At 41.6% G+C, this 20,388-nt stretch carries 15 protein-coding genes; 14 read left to right on the top strand and 1 reads right to left on the bottom strand.

What is annotated here, in order from left to right; all coding sequences use genetic code 11:
* The first annotated feature begins 2 nt into the window (after positions 1-2).
* Genes M1575_01395 through M1575_01425 form a run of 7 tightly spaced genes read left to right on the top strand, consistent with a single transcriptional unit; the run spans position 3 to position 9,745 of the window.
* Positions 3-1,055, top strand: a complete 1,053-nt coding sequence (locus M1575_01395; GenBank protein MCL5095371.1) for an SIS domain-containing protein — start codon at positions 3-5, stop codon at positions 1,053-1,055.
* A gap of 32 nt (positions 1,056-1,087) precedes the next feature.
* The gene (gene ppsA, locus M1575_01400) at positions 1,088-3,391 is read left to right on the top strand and encodes a phosphoenolpyruvate synthase (GenBank protein MCL5095372.1); all 2,304 of its coding nucleotides are present in this window, start codon (positions 1,088-1,090) and stop codon (positions 3,389-3,391) included.
* Positions 3,379-4,644 carry a phosphopyruvate hydratase gene (gene eno / locus M1575_01405; GenBank protein MCL5095373.1) on the top strand — a complete coding sequence of 422 codons (1,266 nt, stop codon included), beginning with the start codon at positions 3,379-3,381 and terminating at the stop codon, positions 4,642-4,644. The genes ppsA and eno overlap by 13 nt, the downstream gene beginning before the upstream one ends.
* A complete protein-coding gene (gene gpmI / locus M1575_01410) occupies positions 4,641-6,266 on the top strand; it encodes a 2,3-bisphosphoglycerate-independent phosphoglycerate mutase (GenBank protein ID MCL5095374.1) in 1,626 nt (541 codons plus the stop codon). The genes eno and gpmI overlap by 4 nt, the downstream gene beginning before the upstream one ends.
* Before the next feature lie 27 nt (positions 6,267-6,293).
* Entirely contained in the window at positions 6,294-7,397 is a 1,104-nt protein-coding gene (locus M1575_01415; GenBank protein ID MCL5095375.1) for a fructose-1,6-bisphosphatase, read from the top strand.
* Positions 7,394-9,100, top strand: coding sequence for an acetate--CoA ligase (gene acsA, locus M1575_01420; protein ID MCL5095376.1), 1,707 nt, complete (start codon positions 7,394-7,396; stop codon positions 9,098-9,100). The genes M1575_01415 and acsA overlap by 4 nt, the downstream gene beginning before the upstream one ends.
* 24 nt (positions 9,101-9,124) lie before the next feature.
* A complete protein-coding gene (locus M1575_01425; protein ID MCL5095377.1) occupies positions 9,125-9,745 on the top strand; it encodes a DedA family protein in 621 nt (206 codons plus the stop codon).
* A gap of 1 nt (position 9,746) precedes the next feature.
* Here M1575_01425 and lexA read toward each other — a convergent pair whose 3' ends face one another.
* Entirely contained in the window at positions 9,747-10,373 is a 627-nt protein-coding gene (gene lexA, locus M1575_01430) for a transcriptional repressor LexA (GenBank protein ID MCL5095378.1), read from the bottom strand.
* A 65-nt stretch (positions 10,374-10,438) separates the two neighbouring features.
* On the opposite strand from lexA, the gene uvrB reads away from it, so the two are divergent.
* The 7 genes from uvrB to secG all read left to right on the top strand — a co-directional run bounded on the left by uvrB (position 10,439) and on the right by secG (position 20,384).
* On the top strand, positions 10,439-12,421 hold the full coding sequence (uvrB, locus tag M1575_01435; GenBank protein ID MCL5095379.1) for an excinuclease ABC subunit UvrB: 1,983 nt from the start codon (positions 10,439-10,441) through the stop codon (positions 12,419-12,421).
* Between the two features lie 313 nt (positions 12,422-12,734).
* Positions 12,735-15,650, top strand: coding sequence for an excinuclease ABC subunit UvrA (gene uvrA, locus M1575_01440; GenBank protein ID MCL5095380.1), 2,916 nt, complete (start codon positions 12,735-12,737; stop codon positions 15,648-15,650).
* 9 nt (positions 15,651-15,659) lie between these two features.
* The gene (locus tag M1575_01445) at positions 15,660-17,459 is read left to right on the top strand and encodes a transglutaminase-like domain-containing protein (GenBank protein ID MCL5095381.1); all 1,800 of its coding nucleotides are present in this window, start codon (positions 15,660-15,662) and stop codon (positions 17,457-17,459) included.
* On the top strand, positions 17,441-18,733 hold the full coding sequence (locus M1575_01450) for a GIY-YIG nuclease family protein (protein MCL5095382.1): 1,293 nt from the start codon (positions 17,441-17,443) through the stop codon (positions 18,731-18,733). Before M1575_01445 ends, M1575_01450 begins: the two co-directional genes overlap by 19 nt.
* A gap of 30 nt (positions 18,734-18,763) precedes the next feature.
* Positions 18,764-19,165, top strand: a complete 402-nt coding sequence (locus tag M1575_01455) for a phage holin family protein (GenBank protein MCL5095383.1) — start codon at positions 18,764-18,766, stop codon at positions 19,163-19,165.
* A complete protein-coding gene (locus M1575_01460; GenBank protein ID MCL5095384.1) occupies positions 19,162-20,172 on the top strand; it encodes a YvcK family protein in 1,011 nt (336 codons plus the stop codon). The genes M1575_01455 and M1575_01460 overlap by 4 nt, the downstream gene beginning before the upstream one ends.
* A complete protein-coding gene (secG, locus tag M1575_01465; GenBank protein ID MCL5095385.1) occupies positions 20,169-20,384 on the top strand; it encodes a preprotein translocase subunit SecG in 216 nt (71 codons plus the stop codon). Before M1575_01460 ends, secG begins: the two co-directional genes overlap by 4 nt.
* Positions 20,385-20,388 lie beyond the last annotated feature (4 nt).

Here is a 20,388-nt window from a genome sequence, read left to right on the forward strand (position 1 = left end):
CCATGATTGACTTAAACGACGAAAAGTTGGTGTCAAGTCTGGATAAGGCGAGGATGCTTGAGTCCATCAGGTTGCTACCCGATCAGTGTCGTCAGGCTTGGGAAGAAACCAAAAAAATTCAAATACCCTCTTCTTATATGGCGCAAACCTCGCAAATTATCGTTTCCGGTATGGGTGGTTCCGCCCTTGGAGCCCACATTATTAAAAGTCTTTTTCACCAAGATTTATCTTTACCCGTCGAAATTATTAATGACTATCATCTGCCGGGATACGTTGATTCCCGAACCCTTCTCCTTCTTTCTTCCTACTCGGGTTCAACCGAAGAAACGCTTTCTACGGCTTTCGAGGGCCTAAAAAGACAAGCTAAAATTGTCGGGATTACCACCGGAGGTAAATTAGGCAGTTTTCTTGAGGAAAATCATTTTCCCGCTTATATTTTTAAACCTCAATTTAATCCCTGCGGCCAACCGAGAATCGGTTTAGGCTATTCTATTGTCGGCCAAATCGGTTTGTTAAGAAAAATCGGTCTCTTAAAACTAGACGAAAATGATTTTTATCAGACGATTGACTCATTGAGCCGGGAAAGCGAAACTCTCAAGAAAGAAGCCAAAGCCATGGCGGCAAAAATACAGGATAAAATCGTTGAAGTTATTGGGGCGAGTCATTTATCCGGCAATGCCCACGTTTTGGCTAATCAATTAAATGAAAACAGCAAAAACTTCGCCGGGTTTTTCTTCTTGCCGGAGTTGAATCATCACCTGATGGAAGGACTAAAAAATCCAAAACAGAATAAATTAATTTTTCTTTTTCTTAGGTCCTTATTTTATGATGAAAAAATTAAGTTGCGATTAAAATTAACACAGGAAATCATTGCCAAAAACAATTTGCCGTTTTTAGAATTTGAGTCCCACGGTGAAAATAAATTGGCGGAAGTTTTTCAAACTCTGCTCTTCGGCAGTTTTTTAAGTTTCTATTTATCTATAATTTACAATCAGGATCCCTCGGTCATTCCCTGGGTTGATTATTTTAAGGAAAAACTGGCAAAAGCCTCTTGAATCTTTCTCCTTTGTCTTGCTATACTGAAATTATGGAAGGAAAATTTATCCTGTGGTTTAATGAGGTAGGAAAGGATGATATTCCTTTGGTGGGCGGTAAGGGAGCTAACTTAGGAGAAATGGCTAAATTTGGTATTCCCGTTCCCGCAGGCTTTATCGTTACGGCCCAGGCCTATTTTTATTTTTTGGAGAAAGCAAATTTACGCACGAAAATTAAGAATTATCTTTCTTCTTTAAACCTTAATGAACCCGACTCCCTGGAACAGGTCTCTTCTCATATTAAAAGACTGATTTTAACTTCTCCGGTGCCTAGGGATTTAGCGCAAGCGATCTCTGAAAATTACGCCAAACTGGGAACCTTTTTAAAACCGGCTTTAGTCGCGGTCCGTTCTTCGGCCACCGCCGAAGATTTGCCGACCGCCTCTTTTGCCGGTCAACAGGAAACCTTCTTAAATATCTCCGGCGATGCTTCGGTCGTGGAAAAAGTACGCCAGTCCTGGGCCTCTCTTTTTACTCCCCGGGCGATTTTTTATCGCGAAGAGCAAAAATTTGATCATTTTAAAGTCGGAATTGCGATCCCTATACAGAAAATGATTCAATCGGAAACTTCCGGCATCATGTTTACGATTGATCCTCTCTCTTCGGATAAATCAAAAATTATTATCGAAGCGATTTATGGCCTAGGCGAAATGATCGTTCAGGGACAAGTTATTCCCGACCGCTACGAGATTTCTAAAAAAGACCTTAAAATTTTAAAAAAAGATATCTCGACACAAGATAAAATGCTTGTTGGGCAAAAACATCAGAATAAGCTTTTGGAAGTGCCTAAAAAAAATAGGAGTTTACAAAAAATAAAAGATCGGGAAATTACAGAACTGGGTGTTTTGGGCAAAAAAATTGAGCGTCATTATTTTTTCCCTCAAGACATTGAATGGGCCATTGAAAACGGGAAGATTTATATTGTCCAAACAAGACCCGTAACCACGATGGCCAGTGTTGCCAGGGGTAAAGAAGAAGCTAAAGATATTAAATTAATTAATCCAAAATTAAAACCGATTTTTACGGGCGTTGGCGCCTCACCGGGTATTGCTTCAGGGCCGGTTAGGGAAATTCATTCGCCCAAAGAAATAAATCGGGTTATTTTAGGTGATGTTTTGGTGACGGAAATGACTAATCCTGACTTTGTTCCGGCGATGAAAAAAGCCGTGGCCATTGTTACCGATCAGGGAGGCAGAACCGCCCACGCGGCCATTGTCAGCCGGGAACTGGGTATTCCTTGTGTGGTCGGCGCAAAAATCGCCACGAAGCTTCTTAAAACCGGTCAGGTGGTCACGGTCAACGGTGAAACAGGGGAAGTCTTCAGGGGCGGAATTTTGCAAAGTCAAAAAATCGCCCATGAATTTAAAAAACAAGATCAAATCTTAGCAAAAAAACACGAGATCCCCATAAAAACCGCCACGAAGATTTATCTTAACTTGGCGGAGGCAGAAAAAGTCAAAGATTTGGCGAAAATGCCGGTTGAGGGCGTGGGTTTATTGAGAGCCGAATTTGTCATGGCGCAAATCGGCATTCATCCGAAGAAAATTATTCATGATCAAAAACAAAAAATGTTTATTGAGAAACTCGCTTCTTTCCTCGCCACTTTCTGCGAGGCGTTCAGTCCTCGTCCTGTCGTTTATCGAACTTCTGATTTTAAAACCAACGAATATCGCAATCTTACGGGCGGTCAAGATTTTGAACCCGAAGAACAAAATCCCATGATCGGTTATCGCGGCGCCTATCGCTACCGATCTGACCCGGCGGTTTTAGAATTGGAACTTGAAGCGATCAAAGAAGTTCGCAAGAAAAAAGGCTTTACCAATTTATGGTTAATGCTGCCCTTTGTCCGAACTCCGCAAGAACTTTTGGAAGTCAAAAAGATTATCGCCAGCGCCGGCCTTCTTCGGTCGCCTTCCTTTAAACTGTGGCTGATGGTGGAAATTCCCGCCAACGTGATTTTGTTGGATAAGTTTATCGAAATGGGCATTGACGGAGTTTCGATCGGTTCTAATGATTTAACGATGTTAACCTTAGGGGTTGACCGAGACAACGCCGAACTGGCCCAGGCTTTTAACGAGCAGGACCCGGCCGTTCTTTGGGAACTAGAAAAAATTATTAAAACCTGTCATCAATATAAAATAACCTCGTCCATTTGTGGTCAGGCGCCGTCTGATTACCCTTCCTTGGTGGAAAAATTAGTACACTGGGGAATAACCAGCGTCTCGGTAAACCCCGATGCCGTAGAAAGAACCAGAGAAACGATTTATGAAGAGGAGAAAAAATTGTGCCAAAAATAAAAGAAATTAAAGCCCGGGAAATTTTAGATTCACGGGGAAATCCCACGATCGAAACCAAAATAACTCTCGATAACGATATTTTGGGCATCGCTTCTGTTCCTTCCGGAGCCTCGTTAGGCAAGTATGAAGCGCTTGAACTTCGTGACGCTGACATGAACCGCTATTTTGGGTTGGGCGTTTTGAAAGCCGTAGGAAACGTTAACCAGGTCATTGGTCCAAAACTTCTTGGGTTTGATCCAACCAAACAGCAGGAAATTGACAGGTTAATGATTGATCTTGACGGCACAGAAAATAAGAGTAAGCTTGGCGCTAACAGTCTCTTGTCGGTTTCTTTAGCCGTAGCTTCTGCTGCTTCTAAGTCTCAAAAATTACCATTGTACCGGTATCTTAATTCTTTATATGGGGAGACATTGCCAACCACGATTGAAAAAATGCCTACCCCGACTTTTAATATCATTAACGGCGGAAAACACGGAGCCGGTAATTTAGATTTTCAGGAATTTCATGTCGTCCCCGCAACAACGAAACCATATCATGAGGCACTCCGCATCGGCGAAGAAATCTACCAAAAACTAAAAGAGGTTTTAATTCACCGCAACGCCATTCGTTCCGTTGGCGACGAAGGAGGTTTTGCGCCAAATCTTTTTACCAATTTAGACACCCTGGAGATCATTCTGGAAGCTGTCAAATTAACGCCCCATGTTTTCGGCCGAGATGTTTTTTTAGGACTTGACATCGCCGCTTCCAATTTCAAAAAGGCTGATGGTTACCAAATTAAAGATAAACCGAATTCACTTTCAGCCAATGAGTTTATTGAGTATTTGATTAATCTTAATAAGGAATACCAGCTTTTGATTTTAGAAGATCCTTTAGACGAGGACGATTGGGAGGATTGGGCAAGACTGACTCAACTCTTGGGCAAAGGAACTTTAATTGTCGGCGACGATTTGTTGGCGACTAACCTTCTAAGATTAAAGCAGGCCATCGATAAGCGTCTTTGCACCACCATTCTTATTAAACCTAACCAGGCAGGAACTTTATCGGAAACTCTGGAAGTCGTTAAAACCGCGCGTGCGGGAGGGTTTAAGGTTATTGTTTCTCATCGCTCCGGGGAAACCAACGATACTTTTATTGCCGATTTTGCCGTGGCGGTTGGTTCGGACTACGTCAAATTCGGGGCTCCGGCCAGAGGCGAAAGGGTCGCTAAATATAATCGGCTTTTGGAAATTGAGGAAGAATTAAATTTAAAATGACTAATCCTGTCGTGTTGATTATTTTAGACGGTTGGGGGTTAGCGCCTGCCGGTCCGGGAAACGCTGTTTCTCAAGCCTCGGTGCCTAATTTTAACCGGTTTTGGGCCTCATATCCTCATGCCAAATTAACCGCTTCGGGGGAACCCGTGGGTTTGCCTCATGGCGAACGAGGTAATTCCGAAACCGGTCATCTCAATTTAGGGGCCGGAAGAATTGTTTATCAGGACCTACCCCGCATTAATATGAGTATTGCCGACGGCTCCTTTTTCAAAAATCAAGCTTTTCTCGCCTGTTTTGAACATGTAAAGAAAAATAATTCGGCTTTGCATCTTATGGGCCTCATCGGTCAAGGCGGCGTTCATTCGTCCAATGAACATCTTTATGCCCTTTTACGTTTAGCTAAAGAGGCTGGCCTTAAAAATCTTTTTCTGCAGCTTTTTACTGACGGAAGAGATTCACCGCCGACCTCGGCCAGACTCTACTTGAGTCAAATTGAGACCAGGCTTAAAGAAGAAGGCTTGGGGAGAATCGCTTCTTTGTGCGGCCGTTATTTTGCTTTGGATCGTGATAACCGTTGGGAACGAACCCAGAAAACCTATGAACTTTTGGTTGATGGTCTAGGGGAAAAAGCCTTTTCGGCTGAAGAAGCTGTTCAGGCGGCTTACGATCATGGCAAAACCGATGAATTTATCGAACCGACCTTAATCGTGGAAAAAAACGGACAACCGTTAGGTCCCATCAAAGATCAAGACGCGGTTATCTTTTTTAATTATCGTATTGATCGGCCAAGACAATTAACCAAGGCTTTTATTTTACCGGATCTTGAGCATATCGCCATTACTAAGCCGACTTTTGACCCTTACGCGGAAAAATATTTTAAAAAAACCTATATTGAACCGTCTCGGTTAAGAAAAACTTTTCCCCGAAAAAAGGTCCTTTCTGATCTTTTCTTTGTGACGATGACTGAATACGAAAAGGGTTTACCTGCCAAGGTTGCTTTTCCACCGATTTCCGTCAACATGACTTTATCCCGCGTTTTATCGGAACGTAATCTAAGACAGCTTCATATTACCGAAACCGAAAAAGAAAGATTTGTTACTTATTATTTTAATGGTCAAAGAGAAATACCGTATTCAGGAGAAGAGTGGAAAACCGTACCTTCACCTAAGGTTCCGACCTATGATTTGCAGCCGGCGATGTCGGCGACGGAAATTACCGAAATCGTCCTTGAGAAAATCAACCACAAATTTTATGATTTTATTTTGATTAATTTTGCGAATCCCGATATGGTTGGTCATACCGGCGTTATTCCGGCAGGAATTACCGCCTGCGAGGTCGTTGATACCTGTTTAGGCAAAATTGCCAACGCCGTGAATATTTCTAACGGAACTTGCATCGTTACGGCAGACCATGGTAATGTAGAAGAAATGATTAATCCCTTAACGGGTGGAGTTGACACCGAGCATTCAAGTAATCCGGTTCCCTTCATCTTAATTAACCGAAAATATCAGGGAGATTTACGGGAACTTTCAAGTGGTATCTTAGCGGATGTGGCACCGACTGTTTTAACAGCCTTACAAATTCCTAAGCCCAGCGAACTTTCCGGTCGCAGTTTAATTTAATTAAAATAATCAAAGAGGAGGTTTCAAATGAAAATTACACTCTCGGTCATCAAGGCAGATATCGGTTCCATCGGCGGTCATGAATGTCCCAGTCAGGCTGTTTATGAGACAGTCAAAGACTATATTGAAAAGAACAGTCAGGGGTTGCTGATTGATTATTTCCAAACTTTTTTAGGCGACGATATTGCTCTTTTAATGACCCATACCAAAGGCGAGGGAAACTCTGATATTCATAAACTGGCCTGGGATAGTTTTAAGGCGGGGACGGAGGTCGCAAAAAAACAGGGTCTTTATGGAGCCGGACAAGATTTGCTGAAAGAATCTTTTTCGGGCAATGTTAAAGGGATGGGCCCGGGTGTTTGCGAAATGGAAATTGAAGAAAGACCTAACGAGCCTTTTGTTTTTTTCCAGGCCGATAAAACCGACCCGGGAGCTTTTAATCTGCCGCTTTATTTAAGTTTTGCTGATCCGATGTATTCGCCGGGGCTTTTTATTTCCAAATCAATGAGGAAGGGATTCGAGTTTACGGTCATGAACGTTTACCATACCGAAGGCGATAAAATTGTGACTTTAAAAGCACCGGAAGAACTTTACAGTATTGCTGTCTTACTAAGGGATTTAGAAACTTATGTTATTGAATCGGTGCACTCGCGCGACAACGGCGAAATTGCCGCCGTGGTTTCCACTTCAAGGCTTCATAATATCGCCGGAACTTATGTGGGAAAAGATGACCCCGTGGCTTTGGTTCGGGCGCAAAAATTATTTCCCGATACGGGTGAAATTCTTTCTCCTTATGCCATCGGTTATTTTGTCGCCGGCGACAATCGGGGAAGCCACAATACGCCTTTAATGCCGATTAAAACCCGCTCGACGGTGGCTTATTTTGACGGGCCGGCCTGTGTTTCGGCATTGGGCTTTTGTGTCCATGAAGGAAAATTGACCGAACCCGTGGATCTTTTTGATCATCCGGTTTGGGAAAGAGTCCGCAGCAAAATTTCCGACAAAGCCATCGAGCTTAGGAAACAGGGATTTTTTGGTGCGGCGATGCTGGGCATGAATGAGCTTGAATATACGGAAATCGTTGATCATATCAAAGAGCTCGACAGTCGTTTTAAAGTAAGAAATAAATGATCCAGGTCGTTAAGAAACCAAAAAATCCGAAAATTGTTCCTAATCTTACTGATTATACAAAAGTCTATAGCCATTTTTTATGGAAGAATTATCAGCAAGAACTGAAATGGTTTGCCCCCGATAAAATTAACGCCGCCTACAACGCCGTTGACCGTCATTTGGGAACCTGGAGAAAGAATAAAATTGCCCTCTATTGGGAAGGTGAAGACGGCAGCCAAAAAAAATACACTTTTGAAGAAATAGCCAATCTCTCTTCCCAGTATGGTCGTTTTTTAAAAAAACTCGGCGTTAGGCGTGGGGACAGAGTTTTTATTTTTCTGCCACGGGTTCCGGAACTTTACTTCTCTTTTTTGGGAATCTTAAAAATCGGGGCGATCGCCGGAGCTCTTTTTTCCGCTTTTAAAGAACAGGCTCTTTATGACCGCTTGGATAATAGCGGTGCCAGCATTTTAATTACCAACAGTAAGCTTAAAAACCGTGTTGAAAAAATCAGGCAGAAATTAAAAAATCTCAAACACATTCTGGTCATTGATGATCCCCAGTTTCAGGATAAATTTAAAAAAACCTCGTCTAAACTTCGTGTTTTGGAAATGGATCCGCAGGATCCGGCTTTCATGCTTTACACTTCGGGAACAACGGGGAAACCGAAAGGTGTCGTTCATCGGCATTTAGCCATTCTTCAGGAACATCTTACGGCCAAATGGGTTTTAGATCTTAAAGATACCGATACTTATTGGTGTACGGCCGATCCGGGTTGGGTAACGGGAATTGCCTACGAAATTCTTGGTTCCTGGTCAAACGGCGTGGCGACCATCGTTTATGAAGGCCGCTTTGATCCTAAGCGTTGGTACCAAATCTTAGAGAAATACAAAGTGACTATCTGGTATACCGCTCCTACGGCCATCAGAATGCTCATGTCGGCCGGCAGTCATCTTTTTAAAAACCATAACTTAACAAGCTTAAGACATTTAGCCTCGGTGGGTGAACCTTTAAATCCCGAAGCGATTAGGTGGGGTCTTAAAGTTTTTAATCTTCCGTTCCATGACAATTGGTGGCAAACGGAAACGGGCGGCATTTGCATTGCCAATTATCCGTGTCTTGATATCAAACTTGGCTCTATGGGTAAGCCGGTGCCGGGCGTTGAGGCGGGAATTGTTGATGATCATGGCAAAGAACTTCGTCTTGGCCAGGAAGGAAATTTAGCCTTAAGACCTGGGTGGGCTTCAATGATGATTAAAATTTGGCGCCGGCCGAAAAAATATAAAAGTTATTTTACTCACGGTTGGTATTTAAGCGGGGATCGGGCCTATAAAGATAAAGACGGTTATTTTTGGTTCATCGGCAGAGCCGACGACGTGATTAAAACCGCAGGAGAGCGGGTTGGACCGTTTGAAGTTGAATCTTCCCTGGTCGAACATGACGCCGTTGTCGAGGCCGGCGTTATCGGCAAACCCGATAAAATCAGAGGTGAAATTATTAAGGCTTTTGTCGTTTTAAAAAAGGGTATTTCGCCTTCAGAAAAATTAAAAGAAGAGCTTTCTTTGTATGTGAAGACGCACTTGGCCGGTCATGCTTATCCTCGGGAAGTTGAATTTATTGATAAGCTCCCCAAAACCCGCTCGGGGAAAATCATGCGCCGCGTTCTTAAGGCGAAAGAGCTTGGTCTGCCGGTAGGCGACCTTTCGACTCTTGAAGAATATTAATTTTTCTCCTAAAATAGATCAATTATGCTGGAAACATTAGGGACTTTTGTTATCAATATCATTTCCGACACCGGCTACCTGGGAATTTTTCTTCTTATGGCTCTTGAGTCGGCCTGCATCCCTATTCCTTCGGAGGCTACCATGCCTTTTTCGGGTTCACTGGTGGCCTTGGGCAGGTTCAATTTATGGATGGTCGTCCTAATCGGCGCTTTGGGCAATTTGGCCGGATCGCTTTTGGCTTATGCCGTGGGTTATTGGGGTCAGGATAAAATTGTGAGAATCTTGATTGTCAAATACGGCCGTTATTTTTTAATTTCCGAACACGAATATGATCGGGCGCAAAAATGGTTTTTAAAATACGGAGAGATCATTGTTTTTGCCAGCCGCATGCTGCCTGTCGTCCGGACCTTCATTTCCCTGCCGGCCGGTATCGCCAAGATGAATTTAACCAAATTCATTCTCTACACGACCATCGGTTCTTTTTTCTGGTCGCTGGTTTTAACCTCTGTCGGCATGATTTTAGGCCAAAATTGGCAGTCTTTGGAAGTCTATTTTCGGCAATTTGATGTTTTGATTGTGGCAGGACTGACGGTTGGGGGGTTGTTTTATCTTTACCACAAATACAAGCAATTAAAAAAGCGTTAAATTAATATTTACGAATGACGCCGACGACTTTGCCCTGTATTTTTACCTCGGTAACATAAATAGGCGACATCTGCGAGTTGGCCGGCTGCAATCTGATTCGTCCCTCTTCAAAAAAGATTCTTTTTAAAGTGGCCAAACCGTTTCTCAAAACGGCCACGACGATATCGCCGTTTTGAGCGTCTTCCTGATGCTGGATAACGACATAATCGCCGTCGAAAATACCCTCTTCGATTAAAGATTGGCCTTTAACCTGTAAAATATAAGACGGCTTTCCCGAAGAAAGCAAACTCGGGGCGACGGAAAAATAAAGATTGGGGTCAGTGTGGGGTTCCAGAGGCTCTCCGGCAGCAATAAAACCCAAAACCGGCAATTCGACCGCTACCTCTTCTTGAGTATTGTTTGGTTTGCCGGCTCGGCTTATCAGTTCAATGCCTCTTTTGGTCCCGGTCGTTAATTTAATAAAGCCCTTTCCTTCAAGACTTCTTAAATGTTCATAAATCGTGGCGACCGCCCGAACCCCAACGGCATCAGCCATTTCCTGAAGTGTCGGAGCAAAACCGTATCTTTGAATAAATTGCCCAATAAAATCCAAAAGATGTCTTTCTTTACTGTATAAAATAGGAGGCATATACCTATAAAAAACCATAAAAAACCCGAAATGTCAAGATCATCAAACTATGATAAAATAGAACAATGATGTTTAAGTTGCGTTCTTCTTTTAAGCCGATCGGCGACCAGCCGCAGGCCATTAAAGGCCTAATTGACGGCCTTAAGAAAGACTATTCTGATCAGGTTCTTCTGGGTGTGACCGGTTCCGGGAAAACCTTTACCTTGGCTAATGTCATCGCCCATCTTCAAAAACCGACTTTGGTTATTTCCCATAACAAAACTTTGGCCGCCCAGCTTTATCAGGAATTTCGCGATTTCTTTCCCCAAAACGCCGTTTCTTATTTTGTTTCTTATTATGATTATTATCAACCGGAATCATATCTTCCCCAAACCGATACCTATATCGAAAAGGAAACGGAAATCAACGATTTAATCGATAAGCTAAGGCTTCAGGCAACGACGAATTTAATGACCAGAAAAGATACGATTATTGTGGCTTCGGTTTCATGTATTTACAATATCGGCTCGCCGAAAGAATACGGTCATTTTGTTCTTAATCTTGAATTAGGCCAAAGTATCGAAAGAGAACAAATTTTAAAAAAATTGGTAAGGCTTCAATATGAAAGATCGGACTATGTCTTTATTCAGGGAACTTATCGTGTCAGAGGAGAAACTTTGGATATTTTTCCGGCTTACGAAGATTTTGCTTACCGTGTGGAATTGGAAAACGCCCGGGTTAAAATGATTTCTAAAATTGACCCTTTAAATAGTCAGAAACTTAAAAGTGCCAAGGCAGAAGTTAAAACTCTGGTTATCTATCCGGCCAAACATTATATGACTGACCCGGAAACAACGGAAAAATCTTTTGGTCAGATAAGGGAAGATTTAGAAAAACAGTTGCAAAAATTTAAAAAAGAAAGAAAATTTTTAGAAGCCCAAAGGCTTAAAAGCCGGGTTAACTACGATTTGGAAATGATTAAGGAAGTGGGTTTCGTCAACGGCATTGAAAATTATTCAAGATATTTCGACGGTAGGCAAGCAGGAGATCCGCCCTTTACCCTTTTGGATTATTTTAACGAGCCTTATAAAAAAGACTGGTTATGCGTGATTGATGAATCTCATATGACGGTGCCGCAACTTAACGGCATGTATCGTGGTGACCGCTCGCGCAAGGAAACCTTAATCAATTTTGGTTTTCGACTACCCGCGGCTTTGGATAACCGGCCCCTGAAATTTGACGAATTTACAAGACGTCTTCCTCAAACCATTTACGTTTCCGCCACCCCTTCTCCTTGGGAAATCAGCCGTTCTCAACAGGTTGTCGAACAACTGATAAGGCCGACCGGTCTTTTGGATCCGGAAATTATTCTTAAAGAAAGCCAGGGACAAATTGATGATTTAATCCAAAGAATTGACGAAAGAGTTAAAGCCGGTGAAAGAGTTTTGGTGACGACCTTAACAAAAAGAATGGCAGAGGATTTAGCTGCCTATCTGGAGGAAAGAGGCACCAAAGTTCATTATCTTCATGCGGACGTTGAGACTTTGGACCGAACGGACATTCTTGATGACTTAAGAGAGGGAAAATATGATGTTTTGGTTGGTATCAATCTCTTAAGAGAGGGTCTTGATTTACCGGAAGTTTCGCTGGTGGCCATTCTGGATGCTGATAAGGAAGGTTTTTTACGTTCGGAAACAAGCTTAATTCAAACCATGGGCCGGGCGGCCCGTCATCTTCACGGACAAGTTGTCATGTACGCTGATAAAATTACCGGATCAATGCAACGGGCCATTGATGAGGTTGGGCGCCGGCGAAAAAAACAATTGGCTTATAATCTAAAATTTAAGATCACACCTGCGTCAATTAAAAAACCCATCAGGGAAAAATTAGTCAAAAGACCCAAAATAAAGGAAGAAAAGGAAAAACTTTCTAAAATTGAAGTTGACCAGCTGACGCCTGAAGATAAAAAGAGATTACTGGCAAGGTTAAATCGGCAAATGCGGGAGGCTTCAAAAAATTTAGATTTTGAACTGGCGGTAAAAATTAGAGATCAAATTAAGAAATTGTGATTTTATGCCAACGATTTCTTCTTGGTTCACTTTTTTCGAGTCCACCAGAATTCGGATTCTGAGAACAAAGACCGAGGCATTTATTTCTTAAAGCAGCGTTTTTATGACCTAAGCGATTTTCTGGGTCTTTGTGGCTCCAATAATTATAAATTTGTGAACATTTTCGAGAGATAACACCGCCAAAATAACCTTGTTCACTCGTATTGTGACCCATCTTTTCCTCCTTATGCAGTTTCTTACTGACGGATTATACCACATAACCGTAAACCCTTTCTAATCTTTCTCTTTTCTGGTATAATTTTACGTCCTTTATATGCAAGATGAAATTATTATCCGGGGAGCCAGGGTTCATAATCTCAAAAACGTTGATGCAAAGATTCCCAAAAATAAACTCGTCGTTTTTACGGGTTTATCCGGCAGCGGCAAGTCTTCCATGGCTTTTGATACCATTTACGCCGAGGGACAAAGACGCTACGTTGAATCCCTTTCTGCTTATGCCCGGCAATTCTTAGGCGTTATGGATAAACCCGACGTTGATTCTATCGAGGGACTTTCTCCGGCCATTTCGATTGATCAAAAATCCGTCTCTCATAACCCGCGCTCCACGGTCGGAACCGTCACCGAAATTTATGATTATTTAAGGTTGCTTTTTGCCCGCATCGGTCATCCTCATTGTCCGAATTGCGGTCGGGAAATCAGCCAGCAGTCAAGTCAACAGGTTGTTGAACAAACCCTAAGTTTAACCACAAAAATTTTAGACTCAAAAAAACAAGTCCGACTAATGATTCTTTCGCCGGTGGTCAGGGATCGCAGGGGAGAATTTAAGGAACTTTTTAAAAATCTTCAAAGCAAAGGTTTCCAAAAGATAAGAATTGACAAACAAACTTATTCCCTAACAGACGACCTTACCCTTATCAAAACCAATAAACACACGATCGAGGCGGTTATTGACCAGCTGACGATTGATAAAATCCTTCTGCGGCATCAGGATAAATTACTTAATCTTAAAACCCGGTTAAACGACAGTATTGAACAGGCGTTAAAATTAGCCGATGGCTTAGTTATCGTGGCTGAAGTTTTGGATGCTGATTTTAATTTTCCGGAAAAACCCCAAAAATTTGCCGATCATCTTTTTTCCGAACATTTCTCCTGTCCTGTCTGTAACTTAAGTTTACCACCCCTTGAACCCCGAACTTTTTCTTTTAATTCGCCTTACGGCGCCTGTCCTCAATGCTCCGGATTGGGAACTCTTTTGAAAGTTGATGAAACTTTAGTTTTAAATCCCAATTTATCCATTACCGAAGGCGGTCTTCTTCCTTTTGCGAAGGCTTTTTTCCATGAAACTTGGTTTTCCCGAATTATTTTAAACGTCTGTCAAAAACAAAACATCAACCCGCGTTTGCCGCTTTCTTCTTTATCGGCAGAACAAAAAAGAATTCTTCTTTACGGAACCGGGGAGGAAATCCATGTTGTTGAAGGAAAAAATCGTTTCGGCAGTTTAACTCATATCCATGAAACTTTTGCCGGGATTATCTTTGAATTAGAAAGACACTATCGGGAAACCGAATCTGATTATGTGAGGCTTGAAATAGAAAAATACATGCGGCGGGAAATTTGTCCCGAATGCCGGGGCGGAAGACTTAAAAAGGAAGTCCTGTCGATCACGATTAACGGGCAATCAATTATTGAAATCACCAATTTATCAATCAGGGAAGCTTTGTCCTGGATTAACAATCTAAGCCTTCATCTTTCCGTTAGGGAGCAAACCATTGCTCACTTGGTGATCAAGGAAATTAAAACCCGGCTTAGCTTTTTAAACTCGGTCGGTTTGGATTACTTAACCGTCGATCGGGGAACCCAAACCCTAGCCGGTGGGGAAGCCCAAAGAATCAGACTGGCTTCTCAAATCGGTTCCGGACTTTCCGGTGTTTTATATGTTTTAGATGAGCCGTCCATTGGTTTGCATCCAAGGGACAATCACAAGCTCATTGAGACCTTAAGAAATCTTCGCGATTTAGGCAATACCGTTATCGTCGTCGAGCACGACCGGGAGATGATCGAATCCGCCGATTTTATTTTTGATTTTGGGCCGGGTGCCGGTGATCATGGCGGTCAAATTGTGGCGACGGGAACTTTAAACCAGATAAAAAATCATCAAGATTCTTTAACGGGGGCGTATTTGGCGGAAAGGAAAAAGATTAAAGTCGAACCGTCTTCCGCTTCTTCCGCCGCTCATTTTTTAAAAATTAACGGCTGCCAACAGTTTAATCTTAAAAAGATTGATGTCTCTTTTCCTTTAGGCAAGTTTATTTGCGTTACCGGCGTTTCCGGTTCCGGCAAATCAACCCTCATTGTGGAAACCCTTTATCACGCTTTAGCCCAAAAAATTAATCCCTACCATCGGGAAAAACCAGGCAAATTTGAAAGCCTTGAAGGTCTGGATTATGTCAATAAAATTATTTTGATTGATCAGTCGCCGATTGGCCGGACACCAAGATCAAATCCGGTAACTTATACCGGCGCTTTTAATTTTATCCGCGATTTATTCGCTCAAACACCCGAAGCTAAAGTCCGCGGCTATAAAACCGGAAGATTTTCCTTTAATGTTAAGGGGGGAAGATGTGAAGCCTGTGAGGGCGAAGGTCAAATAAAAATCGAGATGCAATTTTTACCCGATGTTTATGTGGATTGCGAAGTCTGCCATGGTCAAAGATATAACCATGAAACTCTCGAAGTCACCTTTAAGGGCAAAAACATCGCCGAAATCTTAGACATGACCGTTGAGGAAGCTTTAGTTTTCTTTACCCATATCCCGACGCTTGTTGATAAACTGCAAACTTTAACCGATGTTGGTTTGTCTTACATGCATTTAGGGCAGCCGGCGCCAACTCTGTCAGGCGGGGAGGCGCAAAGAGTTAAATTGGCCAGTGAGCTTTCCAAGAGAGCCACGGGGAAGACTTTGTATATTTTAGACGAACCTACCACGGGACTTCATTTTGCCGATTTAGAAAAATTGCTCCTGGTTCTCAAACAATTAGTGCAAAAGGGCAATACGGTCGTTATCATCGAACATAATCTTGATGTCATCAAAAACGCCGATTATCTTATTGATTTAGGCCCCGAGGGCGGAGACAAAGGAGGATACTTAGTTGCCAGCGGGACACCTTACGAGGTATCCTTAAAAAGGAAAGAGTCTCAAACAGGCCAATTTCTGGCAAGAATACTTTAGTTTAAAAAAATGATCAAGTTTTTTTTCGTCGTTTTCTCTTTTTTCTTTTCTTTTCTTTTCTTCTTTGCCAAAGACGCCCGGGCTTCTAATGAATTTTCTTCAGCTTATGATCTGACTTTCGAGGTCAAAAATGACGCCAAAACTTTTGTTTTACAAAATATCCATTTAACAAATTTAACGACCAATTATTACGCTTCCGAATACACCCTGATTTTGGGAACCGATAAAATTGAACAAATAGAAGCTTTTGACGGTCAAGGACCATTAAAAATCAAGGTGGAAAAAAATTTCGAGCAAACCAAAATTCATGTTCAATTTAACGAAAAAATTGTCGGTTTGGGGAAAATTTTAAACTGGACTTTAAAATACCAAAGTTTGGAAATTGCCAAAAAATTAGGCAGAATCTGGGAAATTAACATTCCCAGATTGTCTGCCGAAGAGAACCCGACCTTCTATAACGTTTCTCTCCTCGTCCCTCCGGTTTTTAATGAGCCGGCCTATGTTTTCCCGCAGCCTAAAAATCGCTATTACTGGACGCTTCATGAGGGTTCAAAAGACGGGATCAGTCTGGCTTTCGGTGACTGGCAAGGATTTAAATTTGATCTTAATTATCATCTTGAAAATAAGCAACTTCTTTCCGGAAAAACGGAAATTGCTTTACCGGCAGACACACCTTACCAAAAGATAATTCTTAAAAATATTAACCCCAAACCTAAAAAAATCAGGGTTGATCATGATGGCAATTGGTTAGCCGAGTATTTTCTTTTACCCAAACAAAAACTTGACGTTAAGGTTTCCGGTTCGGTGAAGATTTTTGCCCAAGAACAACCCGATTACCCGAAAGACGACGGCGCTTCTGTTTACCATAATTATTTAAAGACGGAAGAATTTTGGGAGCAAAATGAAAAGATAAAAGAGCTTGCTAAGCAATTAAAAACGCCGCGCGAGATCTATGATTACGTTATTAAAACTCTAAATTATGATTACGAACGCGCTAATCAGGAAACCAAGCGTCTGGGAGCGGCGGCAATTTTAACCCAGCCTCAAAAGGCTATTTGTATGGAATTCACTGATCTTTTCATTGCTTTAGCCAGAAGTTCAAATCTTCCCGCGCGTGAAGTTGATGGTTTTGCTTACACCAGCAATTCAAAACTAAAACCTCTGTCTTTAGTCACCGATGTTTTACATTCCTGGCCGGAATATTGGGATAAAGATAAAAATCTTTGGGTGCAAATTGATCCGACCTGGGGGAAAACCAGCCAGATGAATTATTTTGACCGCTTTGATTTTAATCATTTTGCTTTTGTCATCAGGGGTTTAAGTTCTAAAGAACCCTATCCCGCCGGTTCCTATCGAAGCCAAAGTGGCGGTAAAGACGTCCTGGTTGAATTTAGCGATGATATCCCGCAAGAAACGACGCAAAACCCAAAGGTCGAAATCGTTTTCCCCAAAAAATATCTTGCCGGTTTGCCCTTAAAAGGCAAAGTTATTATTTCTAACCCGAACCGGACCGCTCTTTATAATTTAAAACCAAGCCTTAATTCCTCGTTCCAAATCAAGAATCATGATCTTGAAATCCCCATTTTGCCGCCTCAAGCCGAAAAAATCATGGAGATAGAAATTCCTAATAACGATTTTTTCCTTAATGCTTTAGGCTTGGTAACTTTAAGCTTGGATGGCCGACCTTACACGGCCAGGATAAACATTATTTCTTTGCCATTATTAATCATCCCGCTCGTTATTTTAATCGTCAGCTTAGGTTTTCTCCTTTGTCATGTTGGGAAAAAAATATGGACCAGAATCTTTTGAACGACCTAAAAGGTTTGCCACAAACGCCGGGGGTTTATTTGTTTGCCGACAAAGAAAACCAAATTCTTTATGTCGGCAAGGCTCTGAATCTTCAGCATAGAGTCCGAAGTTATAAAAACGTCCTTGACCCAAAAACAAAACTTTTGTTCAGTCAGGTTGCCAAAATCAACCATATCAAAGTCTTTTCGGAATTTGAAGCGCTTTTGCTGGAAAGCTCCTTAATCAAAAAATATCAACCCAAATATAATTTAAGATTAAAAGACGATAAAAGTTTTTTATACATCGCCGTAACGCCGGAAGAATATCCTAAGGTTTTAAGCGTCAGAAAAAACGATTTGACCCAAACCAAATATCTCTTTGGCCCTTTTCCTTCTGCAAAAACCGTTAAAGAGGTTTTGTTTTTTTTAAGAAAGATTTTTCCTTACTGCAGCCAGAAAGGCAAAAACTTAAAACCGTGTTTTTGGCATCATCTAAAACTCTGCGACCCTTGCCCCGGTGAAATTAATAAATTAATTGGGGAAGAAAAGAAAAAACAAAAACAAATTTATCTTCGCAATCTAAAAAATTTGGCGGCTGTTTTATCGGGTGAATCCAAGAACTTAATCAAAAATTTAACCTCGCAAATGCAATTGGCAGCCAAACAACAAAATTTCGAACAGGCCTTAACATTGCGCGATCAAAGAGAAAAACTAAACTGGTTAACCGGTTCTTATTATCGAACCGGTCTTTATTTGGAAAAACCCAATTTTTTTGAAGAAGAACAGCAAAATGAGTTAAAAACTCTGAAAAAATTATTGAAGTTGCCCTCGTTAAAAAAAATTGAGGGTTATGATCTTTCCAATCTTTCCGGTCTTTTTGCCTCCGGCTCAATGGTCGTCTTTGCTGATGGCATCATGGCTCCTGATCAATACCGGCGCTTTAAAATAAAAAGAATCGGTCAGCCTAACGACGTCGGCATGCTCACCGAGGTTTTAACCCGGCGGCTTAAGCATCAAGAATGGACTTATCCAGATTTAATTATGGTTGACGGCGGTCAGACTCAAGTTTCCGCGGCCTTAAAAATCATTAATTTGGCCAATTTAGATATTCCGGTGATCGGCTTAGCTAAAAAAATGGAGCGGATTATCTATAAAGATGGTCTTCTTTGGCGAAAACTAAAATTGGACGAAACCGATGCCGGCCTTAACCTTTTAAAAAGAATCAGAGACGAATCGCACCGTTTTGCTTTAGCTTATCATTTTAAGCTAAGAGAGAAAACTTTGGGTTTGACATAAAATAGGATCTTTGTTAGCATTAAGGGGTTCATGAAGACATTATTAAGGTTATTTCTCTACAGTACCTTTGCTCTGTGGCTGACCCAGGTTGTTTCCGGCGGCTTAAAAATAGCCGGCGGTTTAGAAACGCAAATTATTGCCGGCGCCGCCTTAGCCTTTATTTATCTTTTCGTTAAACCCATCTTAAAACTCTTTTTTTTACCCATCAATCTTCTTTCTTTAGGACTCTTATCTTGGCTTATTAACGTGGCGATTTTATATGTGTTAACCCTGATGGTTCCCCAAATTACCATCTCGGCTTGGCAATTTTCTGGTTTATCTTATCAGGGATTTTCCCTCCCTTCTTATTATTTCAGCCAGACGACTTCTTTTGTGGCCTCCGCTCTTATCTTAAGCTTTTTTATTAATTTTTTAGTTTGGCTTTCTAAATGAATAATCAACCCAAAATTGTCTGCATCGGCGGCGGCACGGGAACTTTTGTTGTCCTAAGGGGCCTTAAATATCATCCTTATAAGCTTTCGGCCATTGTCAGCATGAGTGATTCCGGAGGCAGCAATAAAAGAATCAGAGACGAATTTGGTTTGTTGCCGACTTCTGATTTACGTCAATGTCTGGTGGCTCTTTCCGAGGAAAATGGCGGGGTAGGACTTTTAAGAAAATTGTTCATGTATCGCTTTGAAAAAGGCCAGGGTATTTCCGGAATGACTTTTGGGAATCTTTTCATGGCGGCGCTTGCTGATATTTTAGGCTCCCAGGAAGAAGCCATCAAGCAAACCGGCAAAGTTTTGCGGATTCACGGCACGGTGATTCCGGTCACCTTTACCAAGACGAATTTATACGCTGAATACGAAAATGGTCAAGTTCTTAAAGAAGAGCATCTGATTGATGAACCGCCCCATGATGGCACTTTAAAAATTACCGATATCTACCTTAAACCCAAGGCCAAAGCCAACCCCGAAGCGTTAAATGTGCTCAGGGAAGCCGACCTTATTGTTTTAGGTCCGGGCGATCTTTATACCAGTCTTTTACCTAATTTATTAATTGGCGAAATTTCGAACTCTCTTAAAAAAGCTCGGGGCAAAATTGTTTACGTCATGAATTTAATGACAAAATACGGTCAAACCTATAATTACTCGGCCATGGATCATTTAAGAGTCATTGAGCAATTGATCGGCAAATCTGTCAATTATATTATTTTGAATAACGGGCGTTTAAACGAAACGACTTTAAAGGTCTACGCGAAATATCACGAATCTCCGGTTTTAAACGACTTAAGCGAAAATGACTATTTTAAAATCATTAAAGCTGACGTTGCCAATCGAGGCACTTTTAAGAAGTCTAGGGCCGATGCCTTGGTTCGCAGTTTAATTCGTCATGACAGTAAAAAATTAGCCCAAACGCTTGTTGATATTATTTCATCAGAAAGAGGTAACTTATGAATAACATCCTGTTAATTATCCAAATTATTGTCTCTGTCCTTTTAATTGCCGCCATTTTATTACAAAATAGGGGACAAGGACTCTCGGCAAGTTTTGGCGGCAGCGGCGAATTTTACCGTTCTAAAAGAGGCCTGGAAAAAATTCTTTTTTGGTTGACGGTTATTTTGGTTGGTCTCTTCCTAATAACTTCTCTGGTTAATCTCGTGCTTTAGAATG

Source organism: Patescibacteria group bacterium (assembly GCA_023473585.1).
In the GTDB taxonomy this organism is placed as follows: domain Bacteria; phylum Patescibacteriota; class Microgenomatia; order JAMCYU01; family JAMCYU01; genus JAMCYU01.

Bases quoted from the DNA above. Each gene is read 5' to 3' on its own strand.
- M1575_01445 (MCL5095381.1), top strand. From the start codon at position 15,660: ATGATCAAGTTTTTTTTCGTCGTTTTCTCTTTTTTCTTTTCTTTTCTT.
- M1575_01425 (MCL5095377.1), top strand. From the start codon at position 9,125: ATGCTGGAAACATTAGGGACTTTTGTTATCAATATCATTTCCGACACC.
- M1575_01450 (MCL5095382.1), top strand. From the start codon at position 17,441: ATGGACCAGAATCTTTTGAACGACCTAAAAGGTTTGCCACAAACGCCG.
- M1575_01455 (MCL5095383.1), top strand. From the start codon at position 18,764: ATGAAGACATTATTAAGGTTATTTCTCTACAGTACCTTTGCTCTGTGG.
- gpmI (MCL5095374.1), top strand. From the start codon at position 4,641: ATGACTAATCCTGTCGTGTTGATTATTTTAGACGGTTGGGGGTTAGCG.
- M1575_01415 (MCL5095375.1), top strand. From the start codon at position 6,294: ATGAAAATTACACTCTCGGTCATCAAGGCAGATATCGGTTCCATCGGC.
- acsA (MCL5095376.1), top strand. From the start codon at position 7,394: ATGATCCAGGTCGTTAAGAAACCAAAAAATCCGAAAATTGTTCCTAAT.
- M1575_01460 (MCL5095384.1), top strand. From the start codon at position 19,162: ATGAATAATCAACCCAAAATTGTCTGCATCGGCGGCGGCACGGGAACT.
- uvrA (MCL5095380.1), top strand. From the start codon at position 12,735: ATGCAAGATGAAATTATTATCCGGGGAGCCAGGGTTCATAATCTCAAA.
- lexA (MCL5095378.1), bottom strand. From the start codon at position 10,373: ATGCCTCCTATTTTATACAGTAAAGAAAGACATCTTTTGGATTTTATT.
- ppsA (MCL5095372.1), top strand. From the start codon at position 1,088: ATGGAAGGAAAATTTATCCTGTGGTTTAATGAGGTAGGAAAGGATGAT.
- secG (MCL5095385.1), top strand. From the start codon at position 20,169: ATGAATAACATCCTGTTAATTATCCAAATTATTGTCTCTGTCCTTTTA.
- M1575_01395 (MCL5095371.1), top strand. From the start codon at position 3: ATGATTGACTTAAACGACGAAAAGTTGGTGTCAAGTCTGGATAAGGCG.
- uvrB (MCL5095379.1), top strand. From the start codon at position 10,439: ATGATGTTTAAGTTGCGTTCTTCTTTTAAGCCGATCGGCGACCAGCCG.